The 13,932-nt window shown below is 71.4% G+C and carries 13 protein-coding genes and 1 pseudogene; 12 read left to right on the top strand and 2 right to left on the bottom strand.

Annotated elements, in window-relative coordinates:
• The first annotated feature begins 21 nt into the window (after positions 1-21).
• Genes ACZ7PG_RS42585 through ACZ7PG_RS42545 form a run of 9 tightly spaced genes read left to right on the top strand, consistent with a single transcriptional unit; the run spans position 22 to position 9,331 of the window.
• Positions 22-1,368 carry a SidA/IucD/PvdA family monooxygenase gene (locus tag ACZ7PG_RS42585; RefSeq protein ID WP_470244899.1) on the top strand — a complete coding sequence of 449 codons (1,347 nt, stop codon included), beginning with the start codon at positions 22-24 and terminating at the stop codon, positions 1,366-1,368.
• On the top strand, positions 1,365-1,736 hold the full coding sequence (locus tag ACZ7PG_RS42580) for a cupin domain-containing protein (RefSeq protein WP_470244898.1): 372 nt from the start codon (positions 1,365-1,367) through the stop codon (positions 1,734-1,736). The genes ACZ7PG_RS42585 and ACZ7PG_RS42580 overlap by 4 nt, the downstream gene beginning before the upstream one ends.
• Positions 1,733-3,271 (top strand): class I tRNA ligase family protein, encoded by a 1,539-nt coding sequence (locus ACZ7PG_RS42575; RefSeq protein WP_470244897.1) that lies wholly within the window; start codon positions 1,733-1,735, stop codon positions 3,269-3,271. Before ACZ7PG_RS42580 ends, ACZ7PG_RS42575 begins: the two co-directional genes overlap by 4 nt.
• The gene (locus ACZ7PG_RS42570; RefSeq protein ID WP_470244896.1) at positions 3,268-4,698 is read left to right on the top strand and encodes an NAD(P)/FAD-dependent oxidoreductase; all 1,431 of its coding nucleotides are present in this window, start codon (positions 3,268-3,270) and stop codon (positions 4,696-4,698) included. Before ACZ7PG_RS42575 ends, ACZ7PG_RS42570 begins: the two co-directional genes overlap by 4 nt.
• Positions 4,699-4,716: 18 nt before the next feature.
• Positions 4,717-6,015, top strand: coding sequence for an ATP-grasp domain-containing protein (locus ACZ7PG_RS42565; protein ID WP_470244895.1), 1,299 nt, complete (start codon positions 4,717-4,719; stop codon positions 6,013-6,015).
• Positions 6,012-6,353, top strand: coding sequence for an avidin-fold protein (locus tag ACZ7PG_RS42560; RefSeq protein WP_470244894.1), 342 nt, complete (start codon positions 6,012-6,014; stop codon positions 6,351-6,353). Before ACZ7PG_RS42565 ends, ACZ7PG_RS42560 begins: the two co-directional genes overlap by 4 nt.
• Entirely contained in the window at positions 6,350-7,696 is a 1,347-nt protein-coding gene (locus ACZ7PG_RS42555; protein WP_470244893.1) for an FAD-binding oxidoreductase, read from the top strand. Before ACZ7PG_RS42560 ends, ACZ7PG_RS42555 begins: the two co-directional genes overlap by 4 nt.
• Positions 7,696-8,226 carry a flavin reductase family protein gene (locus ACZ7PG_RS42550; RefSeq protein WP_470244892.1) on the top strand — a complete coding sequence of 177 codons (531 nt, stop codon included), beginning with the start codon at positions 7,696-7,698 and terminating at the stop codon, positions 8,224-8,226. The genes ACZ7PG_RS42555 and ACZ7PG_RS42550 overlap by 1 nt, the downstream gene beginning before the upstream one ends.
• 55 nt (positions 8,227-8,281) lie before the next feature.
• Entirely contained in the window at positions 8,282-9,331 is a 1,050-nt protein-coding gene (locus tag ACZ7PG_RS42545; protein WP_470244891.1) for a radical SAM protein, read from the top strand.
• Positions 9,332-9,341: 10 nt separating this feature from the next.
• On the opposite strand, the pseudogene ACZ7PG_RS42540 reads toward ACZ7PG_RS42545, so the two are convergent.
• A pseudogene (locus tag ACZ7PG_RS42540) lies at positions 9,342-10,568 on the bottom strand (HNH endonuclease signature motif containing protein); the annotation flags it as partial.
• Between the two features lie 168 nt (positions 10,569-10,736).
• Positions 10,737-11,162, bottom strand: a complete 426-nt coding sequence (locus tag ACZ7PG_RS42535; protein WP_470244890.1) for a MerR family transcriptional regulator — start codon at positions 11,160-11,162, stop codon at positions 10,737-10,739.
• 24 nt (positions 11,163-11,186) lie between these two features.
• Here ACZ7PG_RS42535 and ACZ7PG_RS42530 point away from each other — a divergent pair, with 24 nt between their 5' ends.
• From ACZ7PG_RS42530 to ACZ7PG_RS42520, 3 genes are all read left to right on the top strand, one after another.
• The gene (locus ACZ7PG_RS42530) at positions 11,187-12,572 is read left to right on the top strand and encodes an MFS transporter (protein ID WP_470244889.1); all 1,386 of its coding nucleotides are present in this window, start codon (positions 11,187-11,189) and stop codon (positions 12,570-12,572) included.
• Positions 12,573-12,688: 116 nt separating this feature from the next.
• Positions 12,689-13,060, top strand: a complete 372-nt coding sequence (locus tag ACZ7PG_RS42525; RefSeq protein ID WP_470244888.1) for a YciI family protein — start codon at positions 12,689-12,691, stop codon at positions 13,058-13,060.
• Positions 13,061-13,107: 47 nt separating this feature from the next.
• Positions 13,108-13,932 carry an NAD(P)H-binding protein gene (locus tag ACZ7PG_RS42520; RefSeq protein ID WP_470244887.1) on the top strand — a complete coding sequence of 275 codons (825 nt, stop codon included), beginning with the start codon at positions 13,108-13,110 and terminating at the stop codon, positions 13,930-13,932.

The raw sequence follows: 13,932 nt of genomic DNA, 5'->3' as shown, positions 1-13,932 counted from the left end.
GACCCGGAAAGCAGTGATGACATGACCGTCCACGAAGTGGATGTCCTGATGATCGGGGCCGGCCCGGCGAACCTCGCGCTGGCCGTGGCCCTCGAGGAGTGCGGGCGGGCCGGCGTGGCCCGCAGCGCCATGGTCCTCGAACAGCACGAAGACGTGAAGTGGCAGCGCAACCTGATGCTGCCCTGGGCGCGCAGCCAGGTGTCCTATGTGAAGGACCTGGTGACCCTGCGCAACCCGCGCAGCCGCTTCTCGTTCCTCAACTTCATGCACGAGCGCGGCGAGCTCGACGAGTTCGTCAACCTCGGCACGTTCAACCCGTTCCGCTGGCAGATCTCGGCCTACCTGCAGTGGGTGGCCGACTCGCTGGAGCAGGTCCGGGTGCGCTACAACGCCCGCGCGGAGCGGGTTCTGCCGATCCACTCGGAGTCGGGCCAGGTGCTCGGCTTCACCGTCCCGCTGTCCGACGGCGACACGATCCTCTGCCGCGACCTGGTCGTCGGCGGCGGCCGGGACGCCCACGTGCCGGAGGTGTTCCGCGGGCTGCCGGCCGAGCGGGTCGTGCACAGCACCGAGTTCAGCACCCGGGTCGCCGAGACCACGGGGCTCGCCCGCCCGGGCAAGGCGCTGCGGCCGGTCGTGGTCGGCGGTGCGCAGAGCGCGGCCGAGATGTTCATGGCCCTGCACCAGGAGGCGCCGGGCTCGTCGCCGACGCTGCTGCTGCGCGCGATCGCGCTCAAGGACTACCAGACCAGCAAGTTCATCAACGAGCTGTTCTTCCCGTCCTTTGTGGACGAGTTCTTCACGATGTCCGAAGAGGCACGGGAAAAGGTGCTCGCGGAGATGCACCTGACCAACTACGGCGGCCTGGCCGGGCCGTTCCTCGAAGAGCTCTACACGATGCTCTACAAGCAGAAGATGCTCGGTCAGCCCGTCTCGACGATCCGCGGTTCGGCCGACGTCGTCGCCTCCCGGACGGAGTCGCTGCCCGGCGGCGGCGAGGAGATCGTGCTCGACGTCCGCGACCTCAAGCACGACACGGTCGAGCAGGTCCGCTGCGACGCGGTGTTCCTCGGCACCGGCTTCGACCCGCGGATGCCGTCGATGGTCCGCGGCCTGGCCGACGCGATCGGCCTGGACGGGATCTCCGTGAACCGGCGCTACCGCGCGGACCTCGGCGCCGACGCCTTCGGAGCGCTGTACCTGCAGGGCGTCAACGAGGCGACGCACGGCATCTCGGACTCGCTGATCAGCGTGCTGGCCCAGCGTTCGGCCGAGATCGCCGGGGACATCGTCGAGCGCCGCGTCACCGGCGCGGGCCCCGACGACGACCTTCGCCGCACCGACGAGTCCGTGGTGGTGGCGGTATGATCGACATCCACCGGCTCGACCGCGATCACCTGGAGCGCGCGTACGGGCTCGACTCCCAGCGGCTGCTGCCCTGGCCGGAGCTCAACGCGCCGTTCGAAGGCGCGTGGTGCGTCCTGCGCCCGGGCACCACCTCCACCGCCCATTCCCACCACGAGTACGAGATCTTCATCGCCCTGGCCGGCACCGCCACGCTGGTCGTCGACGACGAGCCGCACCCGTTCGCCGCCGGCGACGTCGTCCGGCTGCCGCCGGGTTCGACGCACTGCGTCACCAACCAGGGCGACGCGGACTTCGAGTACTACGGCGTCTGGTGGGACCCCGAGATGGCCGCGCAGTTCACGGCCCGGCACGAAGCAGGCGTGTCATGAGCGCCCGGACGGTCGTCATCTCGCCGGCTCCGACGGCGAACGGCGACCTGCACCTCGGGCACATCGCGGGCCCGTTCCTGGCCGCGGACGTGCACACCCGCTACGCCCGGTCCCAGGGCCGGGAAGTGTTGCTGGGCACCGGTTTTCAGGACACGTCGACGTTCGTGGTGACGACCGCGCACCGCCGCGGCGTCACCCCGGCGGAGCTGGTGGCCACGTCGGCCGCGCAGATTTCCGCCAGCCTCGAAGCCATGGGCATCGGCGTCGACGGCTACACCGGCGACGACGACCGGTTCACCAAGTGGGTCGTCGACTTCGTCGGCCGGCTGTACTCGGCGGGCAAGCTGGAACTGCGCACGATGAAGTTCCCGTACTCGTCGCGGTCGGGCGAGTTCCTGGTGGACGGGTTCGCGTCCGGCAGCTGCCCGGAGTGTCTCGCCGAAGGCTGCGCGGGACTCTGCGAGAGCTGTGGACAGCTGGTCGCCGCCGGTGACCTGCTGGACGTCCGGTCCACTTTGGACCCGTCGGACCCCGTGGTGCTGCGCGAAGCCGACGTGCTCGTGCTGCCGGTCGAGCGGTACCGGTCGCAGCTGCGCGAGCACTTCTCGCGTCATGCGGCGGGGATGCGGCCGCACATGGCGCAGGCGATGGCTGCCATGTTGTCGCGTCCGTTGCCGGACTTCCCGGTGACGTACCCGACTTCGTGGGGCATCGAGGTGCCCTTCCCCGAGGTCGCGGGGCAGCGCGTCAACCCGAACGCCGAGCCGATGGCGTGGAGCATGCACTGTTCCGCCCTCTCGGCGGAGAAGCGGTCGGGCGCGGTCTCGTCGGAGGACGCTCTGTGGCTGGCCGGCGCGGGGTCGGAGATCGTGTACTTCCTCGGGTTCGACAACATCTACCCGTTCGCGATCGCCGGCCCGGCCATGTTGCTGGCGCTGGACGGCCGTTACGACCTGCCGACGCGGTACCTCACGAACGAGTTCTACGAGCTGGACCACCGGAAGTTCTCCACCAGCCGCGGGCACGTGGTGTGGAGCCGGGAGCTGGCCGCCGAGGTGCCGCGCGACCTGATCCGGTTCCACCTGGCCGCGACCAGCCCGGAGCACCAGCGGACCAGCTTCAGCCGGGACGGCCTGTCCCGCGTCACGGGGTTGCGGCTCGTCGAGCCGTGGAACCGGGTGGCGGACAAGGTGAACCGCTGGGTCGGTCTCGGCCCGCTGCCGGTGTCATCGCGGTCGCGGCGCGCGGCTTCGCTGATGGCGTCGCGGTTCGCGGAGTCGTACGAGCTGGCCGGGTTCAGCCTGAACCGGGCGGCGGAGACGATCGCGGAGCAGCTGGGTCGCTTGGACCGCCGCGAGGTGACGGGAGCGAACGCGGGCGACTTCTGTTTCGAGGTCGATCGCCTGCTGCGCGGAGCCGCCCCGATCCTGGTGGATTTGGCGGAGCAGGCACTGGGTGCGGACGCGGGAGCGGAGGCGGAGTCGTTCACACCGGCTGCGCTGCCGCGACTGCGTCTCGCGGAGGCCGGCCGATGAGCACCGGCATCCGGCAGGAGGAGCTGCCGGCCCGCGCGCAGTCGATGGCCAGCGCCGGCCGGGGTGACCTGGGCCGGGCCCGCGCGAACCTGGAGATGGGTGGGGTTGCGGCAAGCGCTGCCCCGTCGCCGGCCGCGCCTGGCGCCGGCCTCGCGCTCGGCGGTGACCTCGTGGCGGCGGCAAGCGTTGCCTCGTCGCTGGCCGCGCGTGGGGCGGGCCTCGCCGTGGCCGGGCTGGGCGGGGCGGCCAACGCTCCCGCCCGGCCGGGCACCTCCCTGGCCGGGACCGTCACCCTCCCCGGCACCGCGCTCCCGAACACAGCGTCCGGGAGCAGCCGTCCCCGCTCCGGGCGGCGCGACAGCCTGCAGGTCATCGTCGTCGGCGGAGGCATCACCGGCCTGCTCACCGCCATCCAGTGCGTCCTCGCCGGGCACCGGGTGGTCCTGCTCGAACGCGGCCCCGTGCCGCACCCCGGGGCCACCTCCTTCGACCAGCACCGCGCGCTGCGGGCGCTCGTCGTCGGGGATCGGGCGGCCACTCGGCGGGCCGCCGAGCTGCACCACCGGTGGCGTGAGCTCGACACCCTGCTGTGCGACCACCTGCCGGGGGCCGGCCTCTACCGGCGCGTCGGGGTGCTCCAGGCCCTGCCGCCCGGGCTCGTCCCGGCGGCCGTCGCGACCGCGGGGGCCGCCGGCGTGCCCATCCGGATCGTCCACCCGTCCGCCTACCCCCTCATCGGGTTCCCGAGGGGCAGCGGCGCGGTGTACGAGCCGCACGCCGGGACGCTGCTCGCCGACCGCGTGCTGCACGCCGCCGCTCGTTGGTTGCGGCACCACCCGGACGCCGAGCTGCGGCCCGGCCGGGAGGCCGTCGAAGTCGATCCGGACCGGGCGACCGTGCACCTGGCCGACGGCACGGCCGTGACCGGCGACGTCGTCCTCGTCGCCGCCGGGCCCTGGACCGGGGCGCTGCTCGACCGGCCGGTCGCGCTGCACCGGCAGACGATGGTCTACCTGCGTCCGCCCGCCGCGCTCGCCCACGCCTGGGCGGCGACGCCCACCGCGGGCGGGATCGGCGCCGACGGGCGGGCGTGGCTGCTGCCTTCGGTGGCGGGCACGCTGCTCAAGGTGAGCACCGACGCCGTCCGGCGCGAGGTGACCACCCTGTCCGGTCCCGACGACGACGCGGGCTGGGCGGCGCGCGTCCTGTCCGCCGGCATCGTGTCCGATGTGGACGGATACGACGTCGTGCGCGTCAAGCACTGCCACTACGCCACTTCCGACGGCGGCGACACGGGCTTCGTCCGCGTCGGGCCCGCCGCCTGGGCCCGACCGGCCAGTGGCGCCGACGGTTTCCGCACCGCCCCGCTGGCCGCGGACGCCGTCGTCGCCGAGCTCGCCGGCCAAGCCCTCGCCCTCTTTCCCTGACCCCGAAAGGACTTTTCGATGAACGCGAACCCGGGTGCGCTGCTCGTGATCGGCAGCGGCCTCAAGCTCTACCGCGAATACCTCGTCCGATCCGTGGCCGACCGGGCCCGCGAAGCCGGGCTGCGGCTGGTCCTGATCAACAACCTCAAGCCGACCTGGCAGCACGAGTACTTCGACGACATCACCGTGGTGAACGTCTTCGACCACGTGCTGCTCACCGAGACCGCCCGCGAGCTGGCGAAGCAGTACACCGTGGCGGGCGTGCTCTGCTGGGACGAGCCGCTGGTCATGCCCGCGGCCGAGCTGGCCGCCGAGTTCGGCGTCCCCGGCCTGAGCATCCCCGGCGTGCACGGCTGCCGCGACAAGCACAGCTGCCGCGTCCGGCTGACGGAAGCCGGCCTGCCGCAGCCCGGCTTCCACCTGGCCGTCGACCTCGACGACGCTCGCGCGGCGGTCGCCCGCATCGGCTTCCCGGTGGTCGTCAAGCCCCGCGCGCTCGGCGCCAGCATGGGCGTCTCCCTCGCCCGTGACGCTGGGGAGTTCGACGCCGCCTACCGCGTCGCCCACGAGGCCAGCCTCGTCGGCGACGAGCCCTACCGCGGCGGCGCCATCATCGAGGGCTTCGCCGACGGACCCGAGATCAGCATCGACGGTGCCGTCCACAAGGGCGAGTACCTGCCGATGTTCCTCGCCCGCAAGAGCACCGGCATGCCGCCGTTCTTCGAGGAGACCGGCCACCTCGTCGACTCCGCCGACCCGCTGCTGCGCGACGAAGAGCTGCTGCACGTCCTGGCCGAAGCCCACCGCGTGCTCGGCATCGAGAACGGCATCACCCACACCGAGGTCCGGCTGACCACCAGCGGCCCGGTGATCATCGAGGTCAACGGCAGGCTCGGCGGCGACCTGATCCCGCTGCTCGGCAAGACGGCCACCGGCATCGACCCGGGCAGCGTGCTGTTCGACGTCGCCACCGGCCAGCGCCCGGACGTCACCCCGACGCGCTCCGGCGTGGCCGGCATCCGGTTCGGCTACCCGGACCACGACTGCGTCGTGCACTCGGTCGAGGTTCCGTGGGACGCCGACGGGCTGGTCATGGCCTCGCCCATGGTCGAGCCGGGCACCACGCTGCGGCTGCCGCCGGGCGGCTACATCGCGCGTCACTCGTTCGTCGCCTGCGAAGCCGACGACGCCGCGACGTGCCGGCAGCGGCTGGAGCACGCGGCCTCCCTGGTCGAGGTGGACGCCGTCGAGATCGAGCCGCCGCCCACCGGCACCACCCTGGCGATGCCGGCCGGACTCCTGGACGTGGACGAATGAGCATCCACTACGACGGCCGCCGGTTCCGCGCACTGGGCGGCGGCGACGGCACGTACGCGGAGTACCGGCAGGACGGCGACCTGGTGTGGGCCGAGTTCGAGGGCGGCCACGTCCTGCGCGGCACGGTGACCGGCACCTGCGACGCCGGCGGCGTCCTGCGGCTGGCCTACACGATGGTCATGGCGAGCGGCGAGGTGATCGCCGGGCACAGCACCAACACCCCGCAGTGGCACGGCGGCACCCTGGTGCTGCGCGAGGTCTGGGAGCGCTACGGCGAGCACGCCGCCACCGGCGTCTCCTTCCTCGAAGAGGTCATGGCGGAAAGCAGGGCGTCATGACCGCCTGGGACGGCCTGCGCGGCCTGGGCGAGCTCCGGTTCCCCGGCGACCCCGGTTTCGACACCGTGGCGCCGGTGAACCGGCGGTTCGCCGCCACCCGCCCCATGGCGGTGCTCTCGGTCTCCCGCACGGAAGACGTCGCCCGGGCCGTCCAGTGGGCCCGTGCGGAGTCGGTGCCCGTGACGGTCCGCGGCGGCGGCCACAGCTACGCGGGCCACTCGGCGGGCCCCGGCCTGGTGCTCGACCTCGGGCGCCTGTCCGGGATCCGCGTCGACCGCGGCACCGGACGGGTCACCGTCGGCGGTGGGACGCCGATGAAGGCGCTCTACGCCGGGTTGCGGCCGTGGGACCTGACGTTCCCGCTCGGCAACTCCGACACCGTCGGCATCGGCGGCCTGACCCTCGGCGGCGGCGTCACGACGATCTCCCGCGCGCACGGCCTGACGTGCGACGCGCTGGTCTCGACCGACGTCGTGCTCGCTTCCGGCGAGGTCGTCACGGCGTCGGCGGCGGAGAACCCGGACCTGTTCTGGGCCTGCCGCGGCGGCGGGGGCGGCAACTTCGGCGTCAACACGAGCTTCACGTTCCAGGCGCGGCCGGCCCCGGCCGGCTCGACCTGCGTCGTGCTCTGGGCGTGGCCGCACGCGGTCGAGGTCCTCGCGGTGATGCAGGAGATCATGCTCGCCGCGCCGGCGGAGTTCTCCGCGCGGATCGGCATCGCGCGCTCGGCGGGCGACGACGGCGTCGTTTCGGTGGTGGGTCACCACCTCGGCGCGGCGTCGGACCTGTGGGAGCTGTTGGCACCGGCCTTCGCCGTCGCGGCTCCCGACCGCGTGGACATCGAAGACCGGGACTTCTGGGACGCGGCGTCCTTCCTGCACCACTCCAGCGAGGGCGGGGCGTTCGCGGTCCGCACGCGGTGCACGCCGCACGCGATCGAGGACGCCGGGCTGGAGGCGCTCGTCCGGGCCGTCGAAAAGTGGCCCGGCAGCGGCAATCCCGACGGTGCCGGGGCGGCGTTGTTCGCGTGGGGCGGGGCGATCGGCCGCGTCCCGGTGGCGGACACCGCGTTCCCGCACCGGGACACGAAGTTCCTGCTGAGCCTGGACACGTCGTGGACCGAGCGGGACGCACCCGGCGTCGTCGCGGCGAACCTGGACTGGCTGCACGCGCTGCACGCCGAGACGGGCGAGTTCGCGCCGGACGCGTCCTACGTCAACTTCACCGATCCGGACCTCGAGGACTGGCGCGGCGCCTACTACGGCCCGAACGCCGCCCGGCTCGCCGAGGTCAAGCGCCGGTACGACCCGGACCGGTTCTTCTCGCACCCACAGGGGTTGTGATGGCTCCCGATCTTCGCGGTGCGATGCGCACCTTCGCGACCGGCGTGTGCGTCGCCACGACGTACCGCGACACCCCGGGCGGCCGGCGGCACGACGCCGTCACCGTCAATTCACTGGGGTCGATCTCCCTCGACCCACCGCTGGTTTCGCTGTCCTTCCGCAAGGAGTCGTCGTTCCTGCCGGATCTGCTGGACACCGGCCGCTGGGTGGTGTCGATCCTGCCGGCGGACGGGCGGGACGTCGCCCGCCGGCTGGCGGGGCCGCGTGCGTCGCGCGTCTCCGAGATTGCGCTCTTGGCGGCGAAGCCGGGGGAGCGGACCGGAGCGCTCGTGCTCGACGGAGCGAGCTGGCTGGAGTGCACCCTGGCCGACAAGTTCGACTTGGGCGACCACACCCTGGTCGTCGGCGAGGTGCTGGCCACGGGCCGCGACCGGCAGGCACCGGCCCTGGTCTTCGTGCACGGCGGCTACCACGCGGTCACGGACCCGAGGCACGTTTCCGGGCCGGGGCAGTGGGGCGAGGCGCTCTAGCGGTCATGTCCGAATCTGGCTAGCCCGGCTTCCCGGGGCGGGGCATGCTCGTGCGGTGAGTGAAGAAGCGATGCGCTGGAGCGGCCAGCGCACGGACCGGGTCGACGAGGGAACGCTGCCGGGCCTGGCCCGGCTGACGGGGTTCGTGCGCAGCGTCCGGACCCCGGAGTTCCGCGACGTGACGTTCCACGAGGTGCTGGCGAAGAGCGCGTTGAACCACGTCCCGGCGGACGCGAGGATGTTGCCGGGCGAGTACACGATCAACCCGTACCGCGGATGCACGCACGCGTGCCAGTACTGCTTCGCCCGCAACACGCACACCCGCCTCGGCTTGAACATCGCCGGCGACTTCGACAACGAGATCATCGTCAAGACGAACATCGTGGAGGTGCTGAGAAACGAGCTGGCCCGCAAGCGAAAGCTCCCGCCCCGCGTGGCCTTCGGCACGAACACGGACGTCTACCAGCGCGCGGAGGGCCGTTACGAGCTGATGCCGGGCATCATCGACGCGCTGTCCGGTCACCGGGTCCCGTTCTCGATCCTGACGAAGGGACCGTTGATCCGCCGGGACTTGCCCCTGCTGGTTCGCGCGTCCCAGCGGGCAACGGTGCACCTGGGTGTGTCGCTGTCGATGCTGGACGAGGAGCTCCAGCAGTCGGTGGAGTTCGGCACGGCAACGACAACGGCCCGCCTGGCAACGGTCCGCGCGATCCGCGACGCGGGTCTGGAGTGCACGGTGTTCCTGTCGCCGATCCTGCCGCATCTGTCGGATTCACCAGCCCAGCTGGCGGACCTGGTCGCGGCGGTGGCATCAGCGGGGGCGACGGATGTGCTGTACCACCCGCTGTATTTGTCTTCCGGTGTCAAGGACGTGTTCTTCGGGTGGCTGCGGCAGGCGTATCCGGCGTTGGTGGCGGAGTACACGCGGTTGTATTCGTCGGGTTCGGAGACGGCGTACCGGCACGAGATCGGGGCGCGGATCCGGCCGTTGATCGCGAAGTACGGGTTCCCGGAGCCGGACAAGGTGATCGAGGACAAGTTCGCGTTGAACGGACGGCGGGGACAGCAGCCGCCGGAAGAACCGGCCCAGGCAACGCTGTTCTGAACCTCGGTGACGCCGCGAACGGCAACGGTTGGTGGATGTTGTTGCGCCTGGGTCTTCGGTGTTTGTCCAAGAACACCGGCGGTAAGAACTCCGGTAGGCCGTCGGGGGCGATGCGGACTTGCCAGCCGGAGCGGTGCAACAGCCGGTGGTGGTGGGCGCACATGAGGACCAGGTTGCCGAGCTCGGTCGGGCCGCCGTCGGCCCAGTGGCGGACGTGGTGGCCCTGGCAGTGCCGCGGCGGGCGGTGACAGCCGGGGAAGGCGCAGCCGCGGTCGCGGAGGTACAACGCTCGGCGGAGTCCGGCCGTGACCAAGCGATATTGGCGGCCGAGGTCGAGAGGTTCGCTCTTCGAACCGAGGACCGCGGGGATGAGCATGCAGTCACACGCGTGGATGCGGGCCTCGGCTGCCGAGATCGTGCCCAGGTCACCGAGGGTGGCGCGGCCGACACCGGACTTCAGGTCCTCCAACGAGACCGCGACCATCACGTGGGCTCGTTCGCCGGCCTGCATCGGCAAGTCGGGGGAGTTGAGAGCCAGGTTGATCGCGTCGGAGAAGGCGTCGCCGTAGCGTTCCTGTGGGGAGCGGAGGTCTGGGCCTTCGTCGGTGGTGCGACGTCCCGCGAGAGAGTCCAGGAGCGCACTGGCTCGGGTGCCGGTTTCGTCGTCGAAACGGCCGTTCAGCTCCCAGACCCCGGTTCTTTTGCGGCGCAACGAGAGTTCGCGGCTGGGGGTGGCCGGTCCGGTCTCGTCGGGTTCGGCGCCGTCGGGGTCGAGGTGAGCCAGGATCCGGGTGCCCAGGGCGGCGACCTGCTTGTAACCCGCCTCGGCGGCGAAGGTGAGCAGGTGCTGTTCGGCGTCGTCGCGGTGCTCGGGCGGGACTTGGGTCATCACGCCGACGATCGTGTCGATCATCGGCGTGCTCAAGCGACCATCCAAGGCGGCAAGGCCGGTGGCGGGGGCGACGGCGGGGATGGGGGTGCCGTCGAGGCTATGGCCACCAGTGAGGGCGCGACCTCGTTTGACCACCGTCTCGGCGGCAGATTTGGGGACGTCGGCGAGGTGTTCGAAAAGTCTTGCGGCAGAACGGTATCCGAAGAGTTCCATGACACCACGCGACTCGATTTCCACGAGCAGCGACCCGATCTCGGCCTCGGCAGACCGCACAACAGTGAGCAGGGTGGAGATACGGTCGGCCAGAGCCACCGCATCCGCTTTCCACACCACTTCGCTGTCCACACAACAAGATTACCGGCAGACGAACGCATGTTCATCACTCGATCAGGTGGAACCCCGAAACACGGTAGGGGCACCGAAGCGTGGGGAATCGGCGCTCTCGCACCGAGCAGCAAGCAACAACACGAAGCGCCGATTTCCCACGCCCCGGCGAAGCCGTATCGGTAAAAATCAACCCCCAGGAGCCCAAAGCCCCTCAGCATCCCCAGCATCCAAGCGCCCCCGATAGACCCCGATCTTCCGATCGATCAACTGAAGGTTCTCCGTCAACTCAGCCAACCGAGCCAAGACGTCATCCCGATGCGACTCCAGCAACTCAAGCCGTTCCTGCTCGTTACCCCGCCCGGCACTGACGAGCTCCGCATACCGCCGAACAACCTTGATCGGCATCCCGGTGGCCCGCAACCGAGTACAGACGGCGATCCACTCAAGGTCCACCTTCCGATACCGCCGCCGCCCACCGGAAGTGCGGTCCACCCGCGTGACCACCAGCCCGGCCCGTTCGTAGTACCGCAGAGTGTGCGCGCTGACCCCGGAGCGGCGCGCAGCCTCGGCGATGGTCAGTCCGGCCTCGGGGATCGGTTTGACTTCGAGCACGCTCTAAATCCTACCGTCGTCCTCATGAAAGTTCCGCATCCTCAGCTCGTGCTGGCGATCTGCTGCGCCAGCATCATCGTCGCGGTCATGGACATCTCCATCGTCACCGTCGCCCTGCCATCGATCCGCGATGACCTCGGCGCGTCCACAGCAGGTCTACAATGGACTGTCGACGCCTACACGCTGGTGCTCGCCGGTTTCCTCGTGCTCGCCGGGTCGACCGCCGACCGGTTCGGGCGCAAACGCGTCTTCCTCGCCGGGCTCGCCGTCTTCGGGCTGGGGTCGCTGTTGTGCAGCGTCGCGTCCGGCATCGGCTGGCTGATCGCCGCGCGCGCCGTCCAAGCGGTCGGTGGCTCGATGCTCAACCCGGTCGCCTTGGCCATCGTCGTCACGGCCTTCCCCGCTCCGACGGAACGTGCTCGCGCCATCGGTGTCTTCGGTTCGATGTCCGGCTTGGCGCTCGCGCTCGGGCCGATCGTCGGCGGCGCGCTCGTCGACGGCCTGGGCTGGCGGGCCGTGTTCTGGGTCAACGTGCCGATCGTCGTCGCCGCCATCGTGGCCACCGCCGCCTTCGTGCCCGAGTCCCGCGCGGCCCGGGCGCGCCGGTTCGACCCGGTCGGGCAGGTGCTCGTCGTCCTCGCGCTGGGCTGCGTGGTGGAGGCGATCGTCGAGGCGCGCCGGCTCGGCTGGGCGTCGCCGGTGATCCTCGGCCTGTTCGCCGTCGCCGCGCTAGCCGTGGCCGCCCTCCTCCGCTACGAACCGCGCCGCGCCGACCCACTGCTCGAACTGCGGCTCTTCCGCAGCGTCTCGTTCAGCGGTGCGATCGCCATGGCGTTGTTCGCGCTCTGCGGGTTCGGCGCGTTCCTGTTCGTCACCACGCAGTACCTGCAGGACGTCCGCGGCCTGCCCGCCCTCGACGCCGGGCTGTGCCTGCTCCCCGTCGGCGTACTCGTCCTGGTCCTGTCCCCGCGGGCGGGACGGCTGGTCGGCACGCGCGGGCCGCGGCTGCCGCTGGTCGTCGCCGGGGTCGCGCTCGCCATGGGCGGCGCCGCGGCGGCGTGGCTCGGCCCGGCGACGCCGCTGCCGCTCGTCCTCGCGGTCTACCTGCTGTTCGGCGTCTTCCTCGGCACGGTCAACCCGCCGATCACGAATACGGCCGTCTCCGGGATGCCCACGTCGATGGCCGGGGTGGCCGGGTCGCTGGCCTCGGCCGGCCGGCAGACCGGCACCACCCTGGGCGTCGCGCTCGCCGGGACGTTCGCGGGCGCCGGCGTGTGGTGGCTGGTGGCCGCGCTCGGGGCCGGCGTCCTCGCCTTGGCGCTGGTCAGCACGGGACGCCGCGCCGGCGCGACGGCCACCCGGGCCGCGGCGCTGTTCGCCGAGGTGGAAGGGGTGCCGACAACGCGGTGACCAGGCCATATGCTGCTCTCGAAAATTTCTTGGAGAGAAATGTCGAACGCCGCGTGCGGCCGATCGACGCGGGGGTGAAGGCCGGGCCCCGGCCGACGAGAGCAGGGAGAAAGATCATGCGTTTCCTCATGATGCACCGGATCGACGAGAACGACCCGCAGGCGTGGAACCCCACCCCGGAGTTCATGCAGAAGATGGGCGGGTTCATCCAGGAGTCGGCCGAGAAGGGCATCCTGATCACGGCCGAGGGGGTCCACAAGTCGGACAAGGGCGCGCTGGTGCGCAAGTCGCGCGGTGCGGCCATCCGCGTGACCGACGGGCCCTTTGCCGAGGCCAAGGAGGTCATCGGCGGGTTCGCCCTGATCAACGCCGCCGACCGGGCGGAAGCCGTCGCGTTCGCCGAGAAGTACGTCGAGCTGTTCGACCACGAGATCGAGGTCGAGGTGCGCCAGGTCGTCGAGTTCGACGACCTTCCGGCGCAGGACTGACGGCCGCCGGTGGCGCTAGGCTGGGCGGGAACTCTGGGGGTGGAGCGATGTTCCTGGTCACCGGCGCCACCGGCAATGTCGGCGCGGAAGTGGTCGCGGCACTGGCGGAGGCGGGCGAACCGGTCCGGGCGCTGGTGCGCCGGCCGGACGCCGTGCTCCCGGACGGCGCCGAAGCCGTGACGGGCGATCTCAACGATCCCGCGAGTCTCGGCGGCGCGCTCGAGGGCGTCGACGGGGTCTTCCTGCTGCCCGGCTACCACGACATGCCCGGCATGCTGGCGAAGGCGCGCGACGCGGGCGTCCGCCGGATCGTGCTGCTGTCCGGCGGTTCGGCCGCGCTGGAAAACCTCGACAACGCGGTCTCGGCGTACATGACTCTGGCCGAACGCGCGGTCCGGGACTCGGGCCTGGACTGGACGTTCCTGCGGCCACGCGCGTTCATGGCGAACGCGCTGCGCTGGCTGCCGCAGCTGCGCGAGGGCGACACGGTCCGCGCGCAGTTCCCCCATGTCGCGGCGGCGTCCGTCGACCCGGCGGACATCGCGGCGGTGGCGGCGCGGGCGCTCGCGGGCGGCCACGAAGGGCGTGCGTACGACCTGACCGGCCCGGTGGCACTGCGGCCCGCCGACCAGGTCGCGGTGCTGGCCGAGGTGCTCGGCCGGAAGCTGGAGTTCGTCGGCTTGTCGGACGACGAGACCCGCGCCGAGCTGGAAGCGAGCATGCCGCGCGAGTACGTCGAAGCGTTCTGGGACTTCTACGTCGGCGGAACGCTGGACGAAGCGACGGTGTACCCGACGGTGACCGAGGTGACGGGCCGCCCCGCCCGCACGTTCACCGACTGGGCCGAGGCGCACGCGGACGCGTTCCGCTGA

It is taken from the genome of Amycolatopsis sp. NPDC114504 (assembly GCF_055633595.1).
The sequence above is the reverse complement of the archived record's forward strand: the minus strand, read 5'-3'. Positions and strand labels throughout refer to the sequence as shown.

Coding starts and splice junctions, on each gene's coding strand:
- ACZ7PG_RS42585 (WP_470244899.1), top strand. CDS start 22: ATGACCGTCCACGAAGTGGATGTCCTGATGATCGGGGCCGGCCCGGCG.
- ACZ7PG_RS42580 (WP_470244898.1), top strand. CDS start 1,365: ATGATCGACATCCACCGGCTCGACCGCGATCACCTGGAGCGCGCGTAC.
- ACZ7PG_RS42575 (WP_470244897.1), top strand. CDS start 1,733: ATGAGCGCCCGGACGGTCGTCATCTCGCCGGCTCCGACGGCGAACGGC.
- ACZ7PG_RS42570 (WP_470244896.1), top strand. CDS start 3,268: ATGAGCACCGGCATCCGGCAGGAGGAGCTGCCGGCCCGCGCGCAGTCG.
- ACZ7PG_RS42565 (WP_470244895.1), top strand. CDS start 4,717: ATGAACGCGAACCCGGGTGCGCTGCTCGTGATCGGCAGCGGCCTCAAG.
- ACZ7PG_RS42560 (WP_470244894.1), top strand. CDS start 6,012: ATGAGCATCCACTACGACGGCCGCCGGTTCCGCGCACTGGGCGGCGGC.
- ACZ7PG_RS42555 (WP_470244893.1), top strand. CDS start 6,350: ATGACCGCCTGGGACGGCCTGCGCGGCCTGGGCGAGCTCCGGTTCCCC.
- ACZ7PG_RS42550 (WP_470244892.1), top strand. CDS start 7,696: ATGGCTCCCGATCTTCGCGGTGCGATGCGCACCTTCGCGACCGGCGTG.
- ACZ7PG_RS42530 (WP_470244889.1), top strand. CDS start 11,187: ATGAAAGTTCCGCATCCTCAGCTCGTGCTGGCGATCTGCTGCGCCAGC.
- ACZ7PG_RS42525 (WP_470244888.1), top strand. CDS start 12,689: ATGCGTTTCCTCATGATGCACCGGATCGACGAGAACGACCCGCAGGCG.
- ACZ7PG_RS42520 (WP_470244887.1), top strand. CDS start 13,108: ATGTTCCTGGTCACCGGCGCCACCGGCAATGTCGGCGCGGAAGTGGTC.